The organism is Corallococcus sp. AB032C (assembly GCF_003668935.1).
Taxonomy (GTDB): domain Bacteria; phylum Myxococcota; class Myxococcia; order Myxococcales; family Myxococcaceae; genus Corallococcus; species Corallococcus exiguus.
This window is the reverse complement of the sequence record NZ_RAWP01000038.1, coordinates 38578-57463: the sequence shown is the minus strand read 5'-3', so window position 1 is coordinate 57463 and position 18886 is coordinate 38578. Positions and strand designations below refer to the sequence as shown.

Below are 18886 nucleotides of genomic sequence, written 5' to 3'. Positions count from 1 at the left end.
AACGTCCTGGGTCACCTCCGGACAAGCCCGGAAGCGCGCGGAGATGCACTTCGCGGAGGCCGTTTCCAGAGGGCGCTCCGTCTCAAAAGAGCCATGGGTGTCGGGGTTGCCCGGACTCCGAAAGTCCACCTCCCGCGCAGCGACCCTATGGGTGAACAATGGGAGGCTGACCCGGCAAGTTCTGTCTGTCTGCCTCTATACGTCCTATGCCGTCGGCCAAACGTTTCGGGTCGGCAAGCGAAGGCATGGACAAGAAACTCGCAACCACCATCGGCGCATCCGCACGGGTCGCCCGGGGCCGCATGGAGCTGACGCAGGCCGACGTGGCCGAGCGGATCGACGTGGCCACGGAAGTATACGGCCGCCTGGAGCGCGGCGGCATGCTCCCCAGCGTCCAGACCCTGCTGAAGCTGTGCCACGAGCTGCATGTCTCCGCGGACGAGCTGCTGGGACTCGCGGCGCAGGGCGCTCCGCCGTCGCGTGCGAGCGAGGCCCCGCCGCCCACGCCGGAGCGCCCGGAAGTGCGCCGGCTGCTGCGCAGCGTGCGTCAGCTGGACCCCGGTCAGGTGAAGCTGCTGGGACTGGTGGCCAACGCGCTGACGCGGCGGTAGCCACCCCTCACTCCCGCTTTCAGAGGTTCGACAGGACGCGATCCAGGTCCGCGGGCCGCACCGGCTTGGTGAGGTGCACGTCGAACCCGGCCTTCAGGGCTTGCTGGTAGGCCTCCGGGTCGCCGTAGCCGCTGAGCGCCACCAGCCGCAGCCCCTGCCCCACGCGCGAGCGCAGCGCTCGGGCCACCTGGTAGCCATCCAGCCCCGGCAGGCCAATGTCCACCAGCGCCAGGTCCGGCGCGTGCTCCAGGGCCAAGGCCACGCCCTGCAAGCCGTCCTGGGCCACGGCCACCTGGTGACCCCACAGCTCCAGCAGGTCGCGCATGGACTGGCGCGCGTCTGAGTTGTCCTCCACCAGGAGGATGCGCCGCGCGCGCCGTGCGTCCAGGAGGTTCGTCCCGGCCGCCCGGGGGACGCGGTCTTCGGGGAGCAGGGGCAGCCGCACCACGAACTCGCTGCCCCGGCCCGGGCCGCCGCTGGTGGCCTCCACGGTGCCGCCGTGCATCCGCACCAGCGTGCGCACCAGGGTGAGGCCAATGCCCAGGCCCCCGCGCGAGCGCTCCAGGGACGTGTCCGCCTGGGCGAACAGCTCGAACATGGCGGGCAGCTTCTCCGGCGGGATGCCGATGCCCGTGTCCTTCACCCGCAGCACCGCCTGCGCGCCGCCGTCCACGCCCTCCTGGAACAGCTCCACGCTGACGCTGCCTTCGTCCGTGTACTTGGCCGCGTTGTCCACCAGGTTGGTGAAGACCTGCTCCAGGCGCGTGGCGTCGCCCTCCAGCCACAGCGGCGCGCGCGGCAGGTGGACCTCCAGCTTCAGGCCTCGGGCCTCCACGCGGGGGCGCAGGATGGCGAGCACCTGCTGGAAGGTCGCCGTGAGGCTCACCGGCTCCGTCCGCAGCTCCACCTTGCCCCGGGTGATGCGGCTGACGTCCAGCAGGTCATCCACCAGCCGCGCCAGGTGGTGCGTCTGGCGCTGGATGATGCCGTGCATCCGCGCTTCCTTGGTGTCCGAGGGCCCCTTGCGCTCCAGGATGCCAATGGACGTCATGATGGCGGCCAGCGGGTTGCGCAGCTCGTGGGCCAGCATGGCCAGGAACTCGTCCTTGCGCCGGTCCATTTCAATGAGCTGATCCGTGCGCAGCCGGGCCTGCTGCTCCGCGTGGCGCAGGCGCAACAGCGAGCGCACCGTGGCGATGAGCTCCGAGGGTTCGTAGGGCTGGGTGAGGTACGCGTCCGCGCCGCCCTCCAGGCCCTGCACCTTCTTGTCCGGCGTGACGAACGTCGCGGACGTGTGCATCACCGCGATGGAGGCCGTGGCCGAGTTGGCCCTCAGTCGCGCGCAGACCTCATAGCCGCTGATGTCCGGCAGCTTCACGTCCAGCACGATGACGTCCGGGCGGTGCTCCTCCGCCATGAGGAGCGCCGCCATGCCGGTGGCGGCCTCCAGCACGTGGTAGCCGGACATCTCCAGGATGCGGTTGACCAGGTAGCGGTTGGCCTCGTCGTCGTTGACGTTGAGGACCGTTGCCAGGCGCTGTTCCTCAGCCACGGGGATTCCCTTCGCGCAGCTCCCGGTTCCCCAGCCCCGCCTTGGACAGCGCGTCGCGGATGCGGGTGATGGCCACCTCCCGGCTGAGCGTGTGCTTGGCCAGGATGGCGGACGTCTCGCGCGCCAGCCGCAGGCGCTCCGACTCCTGCAACTGGTGGGAGGTGTGCAGGATGATGGGGATTTCGCGCGTGCGCGGATCCGCCTTCAGTTCGTCCAGCACGTCGAAGGCGGTGATGTCCGGCAACACGAAGTCCAGGAAGATGAGGTGGGGGGCGTGCTCGCGGGCGATGCGGACGCCTTCGCGGCCATTGGCCGCCTCCAGCAGTTGGAACTGCGTGTCCTTGAGCAGCTGCTTGAGCAGGTAGCGGTGCACGTCGTCGTCGTCGATGATGAGCACCCGCTCCACCGGCCCGGTGCGCGCCATCGCCGTCAGCTTCTTCTGCAGGCGGACCTCGTCCACGGGCTTGAGCCAGAACTCGTCCGCGCCCAGGGCGCGCGCCTTCTGCTCGCGGTCCGTCACGGTGACGACGAGGACGGGGATGTCGCGCGTCTGCTCCCCGTTCTTCATCTCCGCGAGGAAGTTCCAGCTCGTCTCGCCCTCCAGCATCACGTCCAGCACCATGGCCGCGGGGCGCACGCGCTGCATCACCTTGCGCGCTTCCTCCACGCTGCGCACGGGCAGCACCTGGAAGCCGGAGCGCGCCAGGTACTTCTCGTAGAGGAAGAGCGTCTGGCGGTCGTCCTCCAGCACCAGCACCGGCGCGCGCGCGGGGTCCAGCGACTCGCTGCGCTGGGTGAGCCCCGTCATCTCCGACACCTCCGGGTGGACGCGCGGCAGGGTGATGAGGAAGGTGGCGCCTTCCCCCAACTGGCTCTTCACGGTGAGCGTGCCGCCCAACAGCTCCGTCAGCTTGCGCGCCAGGGGCAGGCCCAGGCCGGTGCCCTTCACGCGCCGCTGCAGGGGGCTGTCCACCTGGATGAACTCCTCGAAGACGCGCTCGTGGTTCTCCGGCGCGATGCCGATGCCCGTGTCCTTCACGGAGAACACCACCGTGTCGCGCGGGCCCCGGGCCGCGGACACCGTGACGGAGCCGGACTCGGTGAACTTGAGCGCGTTGGAGATGAGGTTGCGAAGCACCTGGCTGAGCTTGGCCTCGTCCGTCTCCAGCTCCAGGGGCTCCGCCGACTCCTCGAAGTCGAGCGCCACCGTCGAGTCCGTCGCCAGCAGGGGACGCGTCATGCCGCGCATCGCGCTGATGAGGTCGGACGCGACGAAGCGGGTGTGGCGCAGCGTCGTCTTGCCGGACTCCACCTTGGACAGGTCCAACAGGTCGTTGACCAGCTCGAAGAGCGCCTCCGCGGAGCCGCGGATGAACTGGACCTGCTTCTCCTGCTCCGGCTCGAGGCTGCCGTTGAGCGGGTTGAGCAGCACCTTGGACAGGCCGAGGATGGAGTGCAGCGGCGTGCGGAATTCGTGGCTCACGTTGGCCACCACGCGGCTCTTGATTTCGGACGCGCGCTGGAGGCTCTCCGCCTTCTCATCCAGGGCCGCGTGCAGGGTGCGCACGCCCTTGTTGGATTCCTCCAGATCGCGGTTGAGGCGGGACAGCTCCTCCGCGCGGCGCTTGAGCTCGTGCTGCTGGCGCTCCGTCTCGCGGTGGAGCGCGGACAGTTCGCCCAGCGTGGTGCTCACCTGGGTGAGCGCGGCGCCGTAGTCCTCCGGCACCAGGCTGCCCACCAGCGCGATGCCGCCCTCGTGCGGCCGGGCGCGGAAGGCGAACGTCGCGGGCTTGTGATGGCTCTGGAGGATGAGCTCCCAGCTGTCCACGGCCTCGTCGCGCGCCTGCACGAGCAGCTTCTCGACTTTGCTCTCGCTGCCGTGGCTCGCCAGGCTCTTCAGCGTCTGGCCTGGCTTGACGTCCAGGAGGCGCGCGGCGCGCTCGTCGCGCCAGACGACCGTGCCTTGCGCATCGCAGGCCAAAGCCAGCTCGCGGCTGAGGGATTCGAAGATCCCGGAGGCGCGGTCATCTTCCTTCATCATGAGTGGGTCTCCTCCCACGAATCGGGCATCCGTGCGAGCAACGTCCGAGCTTCGGGGGGGCCGTCCGCCAGGGCCGCCTTCAAGGCGTCCAGGAGGTGGGGAAGGGTCAGGGGGGACAGTCCCCGTTGGGGCCAGAAGCCCGCGTACCACTGGAGATGGGCGTTCCACAGGTCCTCGCGACCCAGGGCGAGCGCATCCGAGAGATAGGACAACTGGAGGCGGAGCTCTTGTTCCAGGCGGAGGCGGTTTCCGGGCGGCAGCGCACCCTCCAACCGACGGACGGCCGCGCTGATGATGCCGGCGATGTCCGACTCCACGGCGTGGGCCGGGCCGTCTTTGTACCGCAGGGCCTGGCGGGCGGACTGGACGTACGTGTGGGGCAGGGAGTCCGGGCCGAAGCCCTCCGCCTGGAGCGCGCGGGCGAGCCCATCGAAGTGCTGATCCAGATGCAGCGAGCACATGCCGCGCGTGACGAGCAGGGTGCGCAGCCAGCGCGCGTAGTCCTCGAGGATGGCGGGGCGCGCCGCGTCCAGCGCTTGCACGAGGTAGCGCACGTGGAAGACGGCGTCCTCGTCACCGAAGCGGCGGGCGCGCTGGATGCCGTAGCGCGCGGCCCAGAACGGGTCTTCGTACAGAGCTTGAACAGAGTTGGACGCGAGGAACGCGGTCCGCGCTTCCACCTGGAGGCTCACGTGCGGCATGGCGTCAGACCCCGAGGGTGCGGCAGGCGGAGGCGACCAGCTCGCGGACGCTCTTGCCGAAGAAGGACACGCCCAGTTCGTCCTCGAGGACGGGGCCCCAGTCGAAGGCGAGCCCTCCCACCGCGATGGGAAGAGACGGGGAGACTTCACGCACCTTGCGCACGGCCTCGCGGACCTGGGGCATGTGGAAGGGCATGGAGACGGAGAGGGCCAGGAGGTCTGGCGGGGACTCGCGCACCATGCGGGCCAGGTGATCCGCGGGCACGTTGGCGCCGAGGAAGCGCACGTCGAAGCCGGCCATCTCCAGGAAGTCGCTGGCCATGCGCGCGCCCACTTCGTGCAGTTCGCCCTCCACGCACGCCATCAACACGACCTTGTCGTTGGACGGGTCGCGAGGCAGGCGGCGGTACAGGTGGGCCAGGACGTACTGGGAGATGGCGGTGGCCAGGTGTTCCTGGGCCACGGAGATGACGTTCTCCTGCCAGAGCCGCCCGATTTCGTACTGGGCCGCCTGGATGACCTCCAGGTGGAGCTCCTGGAGGGGCACGCCGCACAGCAGGCCCTCATCCACGAGCAGGCGCAGGGCCTCCTGTCGGTTTCCGGAGAGCTGCGCGGCCAGATACCGCGCCCGCAGCGAATCGATGGCAGGGGTCGTTTGGATCACGGGAGCCGGTAGCGAACGGGGCAGGGTAGGGGTGTTCCAGCTTCCGTTAAACCCTGGAGCGTTCTCCCTCTTCCGTAAGTGAACAGTCCCCTGTCCTGCGGATCGAACGTTCGCTTTTCTGCTTGCAGGTCAGGCGGGCTTTGGGCTGGAGCGTGCGGTCTAGGCATGTTTTTCTGGAATTCATGTTTGGCCGATCTTGCTGGTTGGGTTGGAGCCTCGTGGCCGCTCTGGGCCTGATGGCGGGATGCTCGGCTCCGCGGGAAGTGGAAGGGGTCTGGCGCCCCGGTCCTGGTGCGTCGCCGGAGCGCATCCCAGGGCCCCTGAAGAACTTCGGGCCCTTCGACCTCGCCGCGGATGCGCTCTCCGCGGCCTGTCCGCTCATCCTCTCCAAGCCGAACGCATCCGTGGTCGCGCTCCAGGAGACGCAGCCCGAGGTGGCCCTCCGCATGGCGACGGAGTACTGCGCCTGGCTCTACGTCACGCCCGAAGGACGGTACGAGATGAGCATGCTGTCGGACTCATCCCGTCCCGGAGACGCGGTACGTGGGCTGCGAAGCTGTTCGTTGCCTCCATTCGTGGACGACTCCCGCTACGCGCCCGGCACGCTCAAGCAGATCTTCGCGCTGCACAATCACCCTTTCGGAACGCGCCTCTCCGCGCGGGACCTGCGCTTCATCGAGTCGATGGCCACCGTCCACGACTGGGAGGTCCTGACGCGCGAGGGCCGCATCCGCCTGTCCATCATCGCGTTCTTCTCTCGGTCGAGGGATGCGAGCGCGCCCACGTGCGACGGCTTCTATCAGTACGTTCCCGCCACCCGGGAGATGATGCAGTGGACTCGCGCGGGCAGCCGATGGAAGCAGGAGTCCCATGGCATCATCACCTGGCTTGATGAGCGCACCTATCGGCTGGATGCGCTGTAGGAAGGCCGCATGCGAGGGCGGATCATGTCGCTGAGGACGGTCGCGTTGGTGTTGGGGTTGCTGGGGTGTACCCGGAGGCCCGAGCCTCTTTCGGCGCCAGTGCTTGAAGACCGGACCGTTCGCTTCCCGGTCTCCTCCGATGCCGACGCGGGTGTCATCCCGGCCGGTGTGCCGGTCGTGCTGGATGGCGAGACCCTGCGCGCATTGTCGATCGTCTCGCGGGACCTGTTCCCGATGGGGAGCGCGGCGACGTCCTGTGACAGTCGGCCGGAGTCCTACACGTACCGGGTGCTCCGGCAGGACGGCCTGCTCTTCGTCTTCGTGGACGAGAACCCCGCAGCATGTGGACGGAGGTTTCCGTCGCTCGACTCCGGCGCGAAGTACGCCCTTCGCCCGGACGGGCGCATCCTCCGGCGCGTCGTCGACGGCGTGGACGCGGATGACGACCTGCGGGGCGTGATGCTTCCAGATGGCGGCGTGCAGACCGTCCTCGTGCCCCCGAGCCAGGGATTGCTTCCGGGGGACGCAGGGGAGTGAGGGCCATGGGTGGGCGGGTGTGCTCCGCTCGCCCAGGTCGGAGCTGGTGGGCGGACGTGCTGGCTTCCTTTCCCGGCCCGGGGTGGCCCGGGTGGGGGGAAACGGGGTAGGCACGCCGCTTTCGTCAAAATGCCGGTGACAGGTTTTCGGGGCACCGGTGTTCCCCTGGTCCAACCGGGAGGCGCGTGCGGTGTCCGTCGATGTGGAGGCCTATTACCGACGCTATGGCCCCCAGGTGCTCCGGCGCTGCCGCTTCCTGCTGCGCGACGAGGAACAGGCCGTGGACGCGATGCATGACGTGTTCGTTCAACTGCTGCGCTACCAGGCCGCGCTGAAGGACGCCGGGCCCTCCAGCCTGCTGCATCAGATCGCCACCCGCGTGTGCCTCAACCGCCTGCGCGGCGCCAAGCGGCGCCCCGAGGACCGCGACGATGAGCTGGTGCTGAAGATCGCCGCGTCCGGCGACACCGAGGCGCGCACCGCCGCCCGGGGCCTGCTGGACCGCCTCTTCGGCCGCGTCCCCGCGTCCAGCCGCGACATCGCCGTGCTCCACCTGGTGGACGGCATGACGCTGGAGGAGACCGCCCGCGAAGTGGGCCTGTCCGTGTCCGGAGTGCGCAAGCGCCTCCGGGCCCTGTCCGCTGTCCTGCAGGAGCTGGAGGCCGCATGACGTCCCCCCACCGCACCCCAGACTGGCTGCTGGAGCGAATCGTCCTGGGGGAGCTGCCCCCGGATGAGCTCGCCGCCGCCCGCGACCGCCTGTGCCGCGAACCCGATGGCCCCGCACGCCTCGCTGCCCTGGAGGCCGACTCGCGCGCCACCCTGGAGGCCCTGCCCCCCGACCGCGTCGCCCGCGAAGTGAAGGCCCGCTTCGCTCGCGCCGACTCGCCCGCCGCGCCCCGCGCCGAGGCCTCGCCATCGCGCCCTTCCTGGCGCTTCCTGCCCGCCCTGGTGCCGGTGCTCGCCGCCGTGACCCTCGTCGTCCTCGTCCGGCCGGGGGCTTCGTCCCAGGAGCAGGAGGCGCGCAATCCGTGGACGGGCACCGGCGGCACCCCCGGCGTCCTGGAGCCCACGCGCAGCAAGGGACTCCAGCCCCGCATCGACGTGCACCGCCAGGCCGGCACCCGCACCGAGCACCTCACCGACGGCGCCCCCGCCCAGGCCGGTGACGTGGTGCAGCTGTCGTACACCGCCGCCGGCCACGCCCAAGGCGTCATCCTCTCCGTGGACGGCCGGGGCACCGTCACCGCGCACCAGCCCGCGCTGGGCGACACGTCCGCGCCCTTGGAACGCAGCGGCACGCACCTGCTGCCCCGCGCCTACGAGCTGGACGACGCCCCCGGCTTCGAGCGGTTCTTCCTCGTCACCTCGGACAACCCCTTCGAACTGGAGGGTGTGATGGCCGCCGCGCGCGTGCTCGCCGCATCCCCCGAGGCGCGCACCGCGCCGCTGACCCTGCCCACGGGCCTGGGGCAGACCTCCTTCCTGCTGGAGAAGCCCTCCCCATGAGAGCGCTCGTCATCCTCCTGTTCGCGCTGGGCGCGGCCACCTCCGCCCACGCCGCCGAAGCCGCGGCCGTGCGCCGGCTGGCCCTGCTCGTGGGCGTCAACGACGGCGGCCCGGAGCGCGTGCGGCTGCGCTACGCGGAGACCGACGCGAAGGCCTTCTCCACGGTGCTGTCGGAGCTGGGCGGCGTGCTGCCCCAGGACCGAGTGCTCCTCACGGACGTGGACCGCGCGGGCGTGCTCGCCGGCTTCGACCGCGTGCGCCGCCTGGCGGAAGGTGTCCGCACCGCCGGGGCCCGCCGCGTGGAGGTGCTGCTGTACTACTCCGGCCACTCCGACGACGAAGGGCTGCTGCTCAAGGGCCAGCGTCTGGACTACGGCGAATTGCGCCGCTCGTTGGAGGGGCTGCCCGCGGACGTGCGCATCGCGGTGCTGGACTCGTGCGCGTCCGGCGCGTTCGCGCGCAAGAAGGGTGGCGTCTCGCGGCCCGCGTTCCTGGTGGACTCCGCCATCCAAGTGAAGGGCCACGCCATCCTCACCTCGTCCAGCGCGGACGAGGCGTCGCAGGAGTCAGACCGGCTGGGCGGTTCGTTCTTCACGCACCACCTGCTGTCCGGCCTGCGAGGCGCCGCCGACGTCACCCACGACGGCCGCGTCACGCTCACGGAGGTCTACCAGTTCGCCTTTCACGAAACGCTCGCGCGCACCGAGCGCACGCAGGGCGGCGCGCAGCACCCCAACTACGACATCGAGCTGGCGGGCACCGGCGACCTGGTGATGACCGACCTGCGCGCCACCACCGCGGGCCTGGTCCTCACCGAGCCGCTGGAGGGCCGCCTGTACGTGCGCGACGCGGTGGGCACGCTGGTGGTGGAGGTGCAGAAGCAGTCCGGCCGCGCCACCGAGCTGGGCCTGGCACCCGGCGCCTACCGCGCCCGTCGCGAGTGGGACGGCGGTGTGTCCGAAGCGGCCTTCACGCTGAGGGAGGGCGCGCGCACGCCGCTCGCGCCCGGTGACTTCCTGGGCGTGGGCCACGAGGCCACCGTGATGCGCGGCGGTGGCGGCGGCACGTCCCCCCAGGGCCGCACGATGCTCCCGGTGAACCTGAGCCTGGTGCCGAGCATGAGCACCAACACGCTGCGGGCAGGCCGCGCGCAGGTGGAGAACCGCTTCGCGCTGGGAGTCGTCAACGGCGGCGCTGCGCTGGGCGGCGGCCTGGCGCTGGGGCTCGCAGGCAACGTGTACGACGCGGAGGTGTCCGGCCTGGCCATGGCGCTGGGCTTCAACACGTCCGGCGCGGACGTGGACGGCGCGCAGCTGTCCCTGGTCACCAACGTGGCGGGCGGCGCGGTGCGCGGTGCCCAGGCGTCGCTGGGGCTCAACGTGGCCAATGGGGACGTGGACGGCATCGGGCAGCTGGCCCTGGGCGCGAACGTCGCGCGCGGCGCGCTGGGCGGTGTGCAGGCGGCGCTGGGCGCCAACGTCACCACCGCGGACGCCACCGGGATGCAGCTGTCACTGGGTGTCAATCACGCGAACGGCACGATGAAGGGCGTGCAGTTCACGCTGGGCGTCAACTCCGTGGCGACGGCCGCGCGGGGCATCCAGGGGTCGGTGCTGCTCAACCACGCGCCGTCCCTCACCGGCATGCAGCTGGGGTTGATCAACGTGGGCGGTGACGTGTCCGGCATGCAGTTGGGGTTGATCAACGTCGCGGACACGGTGCACGGCATGCAGTTGGGCCTGGTCAACGTCTCCGACGAGGTGAACGGCGTGCCGGTGGGCCTGGTGTCCTACGAGAAGAAGGGCCAGCTGCACCTGGAGGTGTTCGGCAGCGACGTGCAGCTCACCAACCTGGCGCTGAAGTTCGGAGGCAAGCACTTCTACACGACGCTGCTCGCGGGCATTGGCCCGGACGACCGCTTCCAGCGCTTCAGCCTGGGCCTGGGCCTGGGCGGGCACATCCCGCTGGGCTCGCGCTTCTGGGTGGACGTGGACGTCGCGGCCAGCCAGGTGCTGTCCACGCGAGCCCCGTTCTCCAGCGCGTCCAACAACATGCTGACGCAGGCGCGCGCCATGCTGGGCTTCCAGGTGATGCCCCGGCTGGCCGTGTTCGCCGGCCCCACCTACAACGTGGCATTCACCTGGGGAGAGCCGGAGTTCGCGAAGCTGACCACGCTGCCGGTGCGCTCGCACGTCATCGACGCGGACACGCTCATGCAGCGCTGGCCTGGCTTCCAGGTGGGCGTGCGGCTCTGAGAGCCCTGCCGGGACCGCTTCCAACGAGCGGTCCCGGGTGAAACCGCCTCAGCCGACGATGCGGGTGGCGCGCAGGACGATGGCGTCGCCCGCGGGGCCGGCCTTGAGCCGCTTGTCCAGCGAGCCCTCCACCTTGAGGCCGGGGCCGCCCTTGGAGGCGCGCTGCAGGAGCTCACCCAGCTTCGCGTCGTCCCCGCCCGTGACGGCTGTCAGGTCGATCTCGTGGAGGGACTGGAGCTTCTTGTCCGGCGCGTCCGCGCTGAACAGGTCGTAGTGGTCACAGGGCGGCGCGAAGCAGCGCTTCCCGTTGTCCTTGACGATGTAGACGGTGCTGGTGGTCATGGTGGCGTCTCCGGGTGAAGGGGTGGGGGCGGCCGTGCCGGGCTCGTTGGCGGCGCCCGCGGGCGCGTCCACGTCGGTCCGCTTCAGGTCGGCGGGGGCCTCCGCGCCGGACACGTCGCTGGAAGGCTGCGCGGTGGGGGACGAGGGCGTGCTGCACGCCACCGGGCCGAGCACGAGCACGGCGGACAGGAGCAGGGAGCGGGCGTTCATGGCGACTCCGGGAAGGAGAACGGGGGTGCCCTCCTACAACGCGGAAGGGGCACGGCCGGGTCCACTCTGCCCGGCCGCGCGCCCGCCCACCAGGGCAACAGGGGCCTTTTTCCTGCTTGTCCCACCTGGACACCCGGACAGTCCGGAACCGGGCGGAGCATGCCCATTAAGGGGTGCCAAGACGGTGGAAGGGCCCCCCCGTTCGTTGTACACCCGCGCCCCAAGAGATCGGCCTCCGGGGCCGTGACCTGTAAGGACGCCCACGATGGAATTCCGCATCGCCGCCGACGAGCTGAAGAAGGCCCTCTACCGCGCCCAGGGCATCGTGGAGCGCAAGACGACGATGCCCATCCTCGCCAACGTGCTGCTCACGGCGAACAAGGGCAGCATCACGGTCACGGCCTTCGACCTGGACATCGGCATCGTGTCCGAGCACCCGGCGGACGTGTCCAAGCCGGGCGCCGTCACGCTGAGCGCGAAGTACGTCTTCGACATCGTGCAGAACCTCCCGGACGCGGAGGTCACGCTCAAGAAGCTGGCGAACAACTACGTCGACATCTCCTCCGGCTCCGCGCACTTCAAGATCGTCGGCATGGCCGCCGAGGAGTACCCGAAGCTGCCCAAGGAGGAGAACGCTCCGCTGGTGCAGATCTCCGGCAACGTGCTGCTGGAGATGATCAAGAAGACCCAGTTCGCCATCTCCAGCGACGAGACGCGCTACATCCTCAACGGCGTCTTCTTCGAGCCGCAGGCCAGCGGCAAGGTCCGCATGGTGGCCACGGACGGCCACCGCCTGTCGCTCATCGAGCGAGAGATGTCCGGCGACTTCAAGCTCAAGAGCGGCGTCATCATCCCGCGCAAGGGCCTGATGGAGCTCAAGCGCCTGCTGGACGAGGCCCCGGACGCGGAGTGCCACCTGGGGTTCGCGGAGAACTCGGCGCTGTTCAAGAAGCCGGGCCTCACCATGGTGATGCGCCTCATCGACGGGCAGTTCCCGGAGTACCAGCGCGTCATCCCCAAGGAGGGCGAGAAGGTCGTCCTCGTGCCCAAGGTGCGCCTGCTGGAGGGCCTGAAGCGCATCGCGCTGTTGTCCGCGGACAAGAGCAACGCCATCCGCATCGGCCTGGAGAAGGGCAAGCTGCTCATCACCGCCAGCAACCCGGACCTGGGTGAGGCGCGTGACGCGCTGGACGTGGACTACCAGGGCAACGACATCACCATCGGCTTCAACGCCCGCTACCTGATGGACGTGCTGGGCGTGACGGAGACGGACGAGGTCAGCTTCGAGCTGGGCGACGAGCACAGCCCGGGCGTGCTGCACGGCCCCGGCGACCGCAGCTTCACCGCCGTGGTCATGCCCATGCGCGTCTGAGCCGACACAGTCGTCCAACTTCCCACGTCGGCGGGACGTCACCGTTCCAAGTCCGACGCTCCGCGCCATGGGGAGGCCTGCGCCCGGCGCGGGGGGCCCTTATGATGGGGGCGTGGCCACCCGTCCAGACGACCTGAGAGCGCGGCTGGAGGACCGAGCGGACCTCCTGGAGGCCACGCGCCTGCGCTACCGCGCACTCAAGGGCGTGCTGGAGTCCTTCTTCTGGAAGGACCGGATCCGCAACCACTTCGAGCTGCTGCGTGAGGTGGCCGCCGACCAGCCGGAGGTGGACGCGACGCTGGCCGCGATGAGGCGCCGCGTGGAGGCGGAAGGCTGGCCACCCAACGCCGCCCCCGTCCGGTTGATGCACGAGGTGGAGCGCCTGAGAGAGGCGGTGGAGCGCGCGGCGGAGCGGCGGCTGTCCGCCAGTGCCTCCCTGGCTTCCGACGACGATGACGACGCGGAGGAGGACGGTCCCGCGACGTTGGGAGAGCGGCTGTTGCGCCTGGAGACGGAGGTGCTGGACGCGGCGCCGTTCCTGGGCGGCCGTGTGTGGGCCCAGGCGGTGGAGTTGTTGCCGCGCAACCTGCCGGAGCTGCGCGCCGCGTGCGCCGCGGGCGAGGTGTTCGAGCGAGTGTTCATGCGCCCGGTGACGGAAGGGGCGCCGACCTTCTCCGACGACGAGGCGCGGGAGCTGGCCCGAGCGCTGCCGCTGGGCGCCGCCGCGCTGGTGGCGCTGTGGGAGCGGCTGGAGCGCTACGACAGCCGGGGGCGGGTGAAGGACTTCCTCCAGCGGCGCATGCGCCGAGCCCCGACGCGGGTGGCACGCAGCGGGCCGGAGCTGCTGTTGCACGCGGCCTTCTGGCACGACGTGGCGCGGGTGCGGGTGCGCGCGGTGCTGGAGGCGGAGCTGGCGCCGGTGGTGCCGCGCGAAGCGGAGCTGCCCGCGCTGTTGTCCTGGCGGGCCGCGCTGTCGGAGGACCCGGCGCTGCGACTGTCCGCGCGGAGCGTCTTCACGGAAGGGCGCGCGGGGTTGGTGGAGACGGCGGCGGCGCTGGCGGCCCTGTCTCGCGAGCGGCCCCGGGGCGCGTGGAGTGAAGAGGTGGCGTGGTCGCGGCTGGAGCAGGCCGCGGTGAGGGCGCGCGCGGAGGAGGGGTCGGAGGCGGAGGCCCTGCGGGACGCGCTGCGCCTCTTCGTGATGCTGCGGGGCCAGGCGCGCACGCCCGCGCGGCTGTTCTCGCCGGAGCACGCGAAGCCCGCGGGTGGAGACGTGGCCCGAAACGGGGATTTGGTGGCGCTGGCGCAGGCGGCGCGTCATGCGGCGCTGCGGCAGGGCGGCTGAAGACAGACACCGGTTTGAGGGGGGCGGAAGGCTTCTGTTAGGTTGGGTGGGCCCGTTTCCCTTTCTCTGTCGCAATCCCCGCCCATGACCCAGCCTGTTCCTCCGCCGTCCGAAGACGCGGCGTCGCTCCAGTTCGACCGCGCCGAGTTCACCGAAGCGCCCTCGGCACCGAAGTGCTCCGTCTGTCAGCGCGCCATCAAGAGCGTGTATTACGACCTGAACACGCGCCTGCTGTGTCCCGCGTGCCGCGAGGACGTGGAGGCGGCGATGACGGGCGGCTCGAAGGCGAAGCGCTTCCTGACGGCGTCGGTGTTTGGCTTTGGAGCGGCCATCGCGGGGGCGCTCCTCTACTGGGGGGTGGGGCTGACGGGCTACAACATCGGCCTCATCGCCATCGCGGTGGGGTGGATGGTGGGGACCGCGGTGTTCAAGGGCTCGGAGTCGCGCGGCGGCTGGGTCTACCAGGTGCTGGCGGTGGGGCTGACGTACTTCGCGGTGGCGGCCTCGCTCGCGCCGGATGTCTACAAGGAGCTCACGACGCAGCCTCCGGCCGAGGTGGCCACCGACGCGCCGGCGGAGGAAACGGAGGCGGTCTCCCCCGCGGTCAACGTGGTCCTCGCGGGAGTGATTTCCGTGGCTGCGCCGGTGCTGGTCGGAATCAACAGCCCCCTCTCCGGGCTCATCTACGGCTTCGCTCTGTTCGAGGCGTTCCGCCGCACCAGGCGGACGGAGCTGAGCATCGCGGGGCCGTTCAAGCTGGTGGAGGCGCCGGCCGAGGGTGAGGCCGCGCCGGCGGAGCAGGAGCGGTCCGTTGGCTGAGGCGCTCGCGGTATCGCTCCTCACGCAGCGGTGTGAGGGGTGTGGTTCGGAGCTGGCGCCCCGGCTGCTCACGTGTCCGTCGTGCCGGAAGTTGGTGCACGGGAAGCGGCTGACGCAGCTGGCGGCGGATGCGCAGGCGGCGACGGAGCGGGGCGCGCCCATGGATGCGCTGTCGCTGTGGCGCGAGGCCCTGGACCTGTTGCCGCCGGACACGGCGCAGCACGCGCAGGTGACGGCGCGGGTGACGGCGCTGAGTCAGCAGGCGGATGCGCTGGGGTTGGCGGCGCCGCTGGCGGAGGCGGAGCGCAAGCGTTCGGGGATGCCGAAGGTGTTGGCCAGCATGGGCGCGGTGGGCCTGATGCTGTGGAAGTTCAAGTTCGTGCTGGCGCTGCTGTTGGGCAAGGGGAAGCTGCTGCTGCTCGGGCTCACGAAGGCGAGCACGCTGTTCTCCATGATGTTCGCGGTGAGCGTGTACTGGACGATGTGGGGCTGGAGCTTCGCACTGGGGCTGGTGGCCTGCATCTACGTGCACGAGATGGGGCACGTGGCGTCGCTGCGCCGGCTGGGCATGAAGGCGGACGCGCCCATGTTCATCCCGGGCCTGGGGGCGTTCGTGCGCCTGAAGCAGGTGCCGGTGGATGAGCGCGAGGACGCGCGAGTGGGGCTCGCGGGGCCCATCTGGGGCAGCGCGGCGGCGGTGGTGGTGATGGTGGCGGCGCTGCTGACGGGCTGGAAGGCGTTGGGCGCCATCGCGCACGCGGCGGCCTGGCTGAACCTGTTCAACCTGGTGCCGGTGTGGCAGCTGGATGGTTCAAGAGGGTTCCGGGCCCTGGCGCGTCAGCAGCGGTGGATCGCGGTGGCCGTGCTGGGCGCGACGTGGTTCGCCACGGGAGAGAACCTGCTGTTGCTCATCGCCGGAGTGGCGGCGTTCCGGGCCCTGCTCACGCCCGCGTCGGAGACGGGAGACCGCCGCACGCTGGTGGAGTACTGCGTGCTGGTGGTGGGCCTGGGCGCGCTGGGCTGGGCCGCGCAGCACTGGACGGGAGCGACGGCGGCACTGTGAGAAGACTCCTGCCAATGTAATTCCCACGGTCTCCATCGTTTCCCTGGTGAGAGAGGGAGATTCAACGATGCTGACCGTGGCGCAGGCATTTGAAAGGTTCATGCAGTCCCTCGAATTGCGCGAGGGTGAGGAACGCGAGGCGAAACGGCAGGAGCGTCAGGTCTTCGACGCCGTGCGCCGCCATCTCGGGCCCAAGGAATCCATCCTCTCTGGGTCCTATGGCCGGAACACGGCCATCCGGCCTCTCCACGACATCGACCTCTTCCTTATCTTCCCAGGGGGAAATGGAAGGGGAGAGCCGCTCTCGCCCGAGGCGTTCCTGCTACGCGTGAAGCATGCGCTCGAGGCGGAGTTTCGCGGCAAGGAGGCGCGCTTGCAGAACCGCTCGGTCAATATTGACTTCACGGGGACGGGCATCGGTTTCGATGTGGTCCCTGCAATCGAAGACCCGAGGCAGCGAAACCTCTACCACATCCCTGATCTGGACAGGGACACGTGGATCCTGAGTGACCCCCGTCGTCATCAGGCGATCTGTGACGCCGCGAACGAGCGCGCGAAGAAGAAGCTGAAGCCGCTCATCAAGGCCGTCAAGCGCTGGAATCAGCAACAGGGCCGGCCGGCGCGTTCCTTTCAGCTGGAGGTCATGGCCTACGAAGGCATCGCCACCCTGCCACAGGGAGCCAGCTATGCAGAGGGCATGGCGCACCTGTTCAAGTTCATGAGCGGGCGCGTCGAAGAGACGTGCCTGGAGCCGGCGGGGATTGGGCCTCCCGTCAACGCTGGAATCAGCCAGGGAAAGCTCCAGCAGGCCCAACAACGGCTTTCAGGGGCGTTGCGCCAGGCGGCCTGGGCGCTTGAGCAGGAACGCAGGGGGCAGATGGCTTCGGCGAACGAGGTCTGGCGCGAGCTGTTGGGACCCGACTTTCCGGTGAGGTAGATGCCATGACCCCGCCGCGCGAACTGACGCTCCAGTTGATGCGTTCGGAGAACCCCGGCAAGGCGCACGCTTTCGATGGCATGCCCCAGGCCTACACTTCGATCGACATGTACGGCCAGTCGGGACACGGCTTGTTTCCCTGGGACCGCATGGAGGCCTTGAAGGTTGCGCTGAAGCAACCGCGCATGTCGGAGGCGGATCAATCCCGCATCGGAGGTCTGCTGCGGGAGTTCCTGCTGGACGCACTGAAGGAGCAAGGGGGGTGGGGGCTCTATGAAAAGGAACTGTTCCAGGCCGAGGGCGCGCAAGCGCCACTACTCCTGCGGCTCCGGTTCAACTCGGTGGAGTTGTTCACGCTTCCCTGGCCGTTGGCGCAGCTCTCGGGTCAGCGCCGGTTGGGAGCCCTCAAGCACTGTGTGATTACGCAGGAGTGGGTAGGCGAGCCCCGCTTTCCCTCGCCCGGATGCGAACCGGGGCGTGTGCTGTTCGCTTGGTCCGACGCAGGTGGTGCCGTGGGTGGGCCACAGCACATAGAGGCTCTGAGAGAGGCCTGCCCCGACTTCGATTCACGTGTGGTGGTCTGCCCTGAGCTGAGCCTTGAGGCCCTTCGGAAGTGCTTGAACCGAGCGACGGAGGAAGGCAACCCGTTTCGGGTTCTCCACATCCTCTGCCACGGGACGCAGCTGGCGGACGAAACCTACGGACTGATCGGGTCGGATCCATCCCGTCCCAGTCGACCTCTGCCCATTGGAATGAACGGGCTGTCGAACCTTCTGGGCCAGGAGCACGCTTCTCAACTCCACGCAGTGGTCTTGAGTGCCTGCCATGGAGGGCACCCCGGCGATGTTGGGAGCATGTTCGGAGGGGTGGCCCTGCATCTCCACAAGTTGGGGATTCCCACAGTCATTGCCTCCCTGCTGCCACTCTCGGTGTCCGGGTCGGTGGCCCTGACCCGCGCGTTCTATCGAACGCGTTGTCAGCTCAAGCGTCCGCTGCATGAGGCCTATCAAGCCGCCCTGGCGGCGCTCCCGGCCGATTCGCTCGACTGGGCTTCGCTTCAGTTCCTGGTGTCCTCACCGCGCCAGCCTGAAGTCCCGGTGGAGCCTCGCCGGGTGATGTTCTCGGAGAAGGAGGCCCTGCCTGAGGCTTTCTCTGGCGACATCTCGTTGGCGTACGAGTTGAACTACAACGTGGCTCCCGCCGCGGTGCGACGGGCCTTGGCAGGGAGCTCCAGGGATGTCCTGGTCCTTCAACCCCTCGACAAGCTGGGGGATGCCTTGCCCGCATCGTCATCGGACTGGCGCCAGGCCCTGCGTCGCGCGGATGCGCTCGCAGAGTCCCTGGGAACCAAGGCCGCCCGCGTCCATCTCTTTGGGCGTGCCCCTCTGCCACTGATGTTCCATCTGGGGTGGCGCTTGAACCGGATGGGGCTCAAGGCCTACCAGCCTCGAAGGATGGGAAGCGATGAATGGGACTGCTTCTATGACTCGGGGAGCGCCGTCCCTCTACCCACGGAGCCATTCTTCAAGCAGGAATCCTGGCCGACCCCTGAGGCCTGTCGCGAAGCTGGGGGACGTCTGGCCCTCTCCGTAGAGGTGACTTTGTCCGTTACCGACGAGGATATGGCTCGCTGGCTGGGGCATGAGAGACCTCCCGTTCTCCTTCGCCTCGTTGCCGCCAGGGAGCCCTCCCAGACCGCGTTGGGAGGACCGGACGACGCTGCTCGGGCGCTGGATGAGTTCCTGAGCTGCCTGAATCACATCCGGGAGAAGTTGCCCCAGGTACAGGAGATCTGGCTGGCCATGGCCTGTCCCGCCAGCCTCGCGGCGGCATTGGGGCGTGCCTACAATCCGAAGTCACAGCCCCGCCTCAGGCTCTTCAACTTCCGGAAAGGGCCAGAGGGCTACGTGGAGCTGCCCTGGAGTCCGTACGAGGCGCCGAAGAAGCGGCGGCGATGACCCACCGTGGTGCGCGCGAAGGCCGACGTAACATCCGCCCTGTCCTCCGT

The 18886-nt window shown here is 69.5% G+C and carries 17 protein-coding genes; 12 read left to right on the top strand and 5 right to left on the bottom strand.

Translation table 11 applies throughout. The annotated features are described in order from the left end of the window. The first annotated feature begins 245 nt into the window (after positions 1 to 245). On the top strand, positions 246 to 611 hold the full coding sequence (locus D7X99_RS18735; RefSeq protein WP_120580991.1) for a helix-turn-helix transcriptional regulator: 366 nt from the start codon (positions 246 to 248) through the stop codon (positions 609 to 611). 19 nt (positions 612 to 630) lie between these two features. Here D7X99_RS18735 and D7X99_RS18730 read toward each other — a convergent pair whose 3' ends face one another. Genes D7X99_RS18730 through D7X99_RS18715 form a run of 4 tightly spaced genes read right to left on the bottom strand, consistent with a single transcriptional unit; the run spans position 631 to position 5569 of the window. Continuing rightward, positions 631 to 2163 (bottom strand): response regulator, encoded by a 1533-nt coding sequence (locus D7X99_RS18730; RefSeq protein WP_121778962.1) that lies wholly within the window; start codon positions 2161 to 2163, stop codon positions 631 to 633. After that, on the bottom strand, positions 2156 to 4204 hold the full coding sequence (locus D7X99_RS18725) for a response regulator (RefSeq protein WP_121778961.1): 2049 nt from the start codon (positions 4202 to 4204) through the stop codon (positions 2156 to 2158). Before D7X99_RS18725 ends, D7X99_RS18730 begins: the two co-directional genes overlap by 8 nt. Beyond that, positions 4201 to 4905: a hypothetical protein gene (locus D7X99_RS18720; protein WP_121778960.1), complete on the bottom strand. Its 705-nt coding sequence runs from the start codon at positions 4903 to 4905 to the stop codon at positions 4201 to 4203. The genes D7X99_RS18725 and D7X99_RS18720 overlap by 4 nt, the downstream gene beginning before the upstream one ends. 4 nt (positions 4906 to 4909) lie before the next feature. Beyond that, positions 4910 to 5569 (bottom strand): B12-binding domain-containing protein, encoded by a 660-nt coding sequence (locus D7X99_RS18715; protein WP_121778959.1) that lies wholly within the window; start codon positions 5567 to 5569, stop codon positions 4910 to 4912. Positions 5570 to 5751: 182 nt separating this feature from the next. On the opposite strand from D7X99_RS18715, the gene D7X99_RS18710 reads away from it, so the two are divergent. The 5 genes from D7X99_RS18710 to D7X99_RS18690 all read left to right on the top strand — a co-directional run bounded on the left by D7X99_RS18710 (position 5752) and on the right by D7X99_RS18690 (position 10793). Beyond that, positions 5752 to 6492 carry a hypothetical protein gene (locus tag D7X99_RS18710; protein ID WP_233613518.1) on the top strand — a complete coding sequence of 247 codons (741 nt, stop codon included), beginning with the start codon at positions 5752 to 5754 and terminating at the stop codon, positions 6490 to 6492. A 9-nt stretch (positions 6493 to 6501) separates the two neighbouring features. Further along, positions 6502 to 7029: a hypothetical protein gene (locus tag D7X99_RS18705; RefSeq protein WP_121778958.1), complete on the top strand. Its 528-nt coding sequence runs from the start codon at positions 6502 to 6504 to the stop codon at positions 7027 to 7029. 190 nt (positions 7030 to 7219) lie between these two features. Further along, the gene (locus D7X99_RS18700) at positions 7220 to 7699 is read left to right on the top strand and encodes an RNA polymerase sigma factor (protein WP_014400585.1); all 480 of its coding nucleotides are present in this window, start codon (positions 7220 to 7222) and stop codon (positions 7697 to 7699) included. Continuing rightward, positions 7696 to 8538 carry an ActD-like protein gene (locus D7X99_RS18695; protein ID WP_121778957.1) on the top strand — a complete coding sequence of 281 codons (843 nt, stop codon included), beginning with the start codon at positions 7696 to 7698 and terminating at the stop codon, positions 8536 to 8538. Before D7X99_RS18700 ends, D7X99_RS18695 begins: the two co-directional genes overlap by 4 nt. Next, positions 8535 to 10793, top strand: coding sequence for a caspase family protein (locus D7X99_RS18690; protein ID WP_121778956.1), 2259 nt, complete (start codon positions 8535 to 8537; stop codon positions 10791 to 10793). The genes D7X99_RS18695 and D7X99_RS18690 overlap by 4 nt, the downstream gene beginning before the upstream one ends. A 48-nt stretch (positions 10794 to 10841) precedes the next feature. Here the strand turns inward: D7X99_RS18690 and D7X99_RS18685 are convergent, their stop codons facing one another. Then, positions 10842 to 11345 carry a DUF6748 domain-containing protein gene (locus tag D7X99_RS18685; protein ID WP_121778955.1) on the bottom strand — a complete coding sequence of 168 codons (504 nt, stop codon included), beginning with the start codon at positions 11343 to 11345 and terminating at the stop codon, positions 10842 to 10844. Between the two features lie 265 nt (positions 11346 to 11610). Between D7X99_RS18685 and dnaN the strand changes: the two genes are divergently transcribed. From dnaN to D7X99_RS18655, 6 genes are all read left to right on the top strand, one after another. Further along, entirely contained in the window at positions 11611 to 12717 is a 1107-nt protein-coding gene (dnaN, locus tag D7X99_RS18680) for a DNA polymerase III subunit beta (RefSeq protein WP_120577937.1), read from the top strand. 112 nt (positions 12718 to 12829) lie between these two features. Beyond that, on the top strand, positions 12830 to 14059 hold the full coding sequence (locus D7X99_RS18675; protein ID WP_233613516.1) for a hypothetical protein: 1230 nt from the start codon (positions 12830 to 12832) through the stop codon (positions 14057 to 14059). Positions 14060 to 14143: 84 nt separating this feature from the next. Then, the gene (locus D7X99_RS18670; protein ID WP_121778953.1) at positions 14144 to 14878 is read left to right on the top strand and encodes a hypothetical protein; all 735 of its coding nucleotides are present in this window, start codon (positions 14144 to 14146) and stop codon (positions 14876 to 14878) included. After that, positions 14871 to 15941, top strand: coding sequence for a site-2 protease family protein (locus D7X99_RS18665; protein WP_121778952.1), 1071 nt, complete (start codon positions 14871 to 14873; stop codon positions 15939 to 15941). The genes D7X99_RS18670 and D7X99_RS18665 overlap by 8 nt, the downstream gene beginning before the upstream one ends. A 67-nt stretch (positions 15942 to 16008) precedes the next feature. Then, a complete protein-coding gene (locus D7X99_RS18660) occupies positions 16009 to 16878 on the top strand; it encodes a nucleotidyltransferase (protein ID WP_120577941.1) in 870 nt (289 codons plus the stop codon). A gap of 5 nt (positions 16879 to 16883) precedes the next feature. Further along, positions 16884 to 18836 carry an SAVED domain-containing protein gene (locus D7X99_RS18655; protein WP_233613514.1) on the top strand — a complete coding sequence of 651 codons (1953 nt, stop codon included), beginning with the start codon at positions 16884 to 16886 and terminating at the stop codon, positions 18834 to 18836. Positions 18837 to 18886 lie beyond the last annotated feature (50 nt).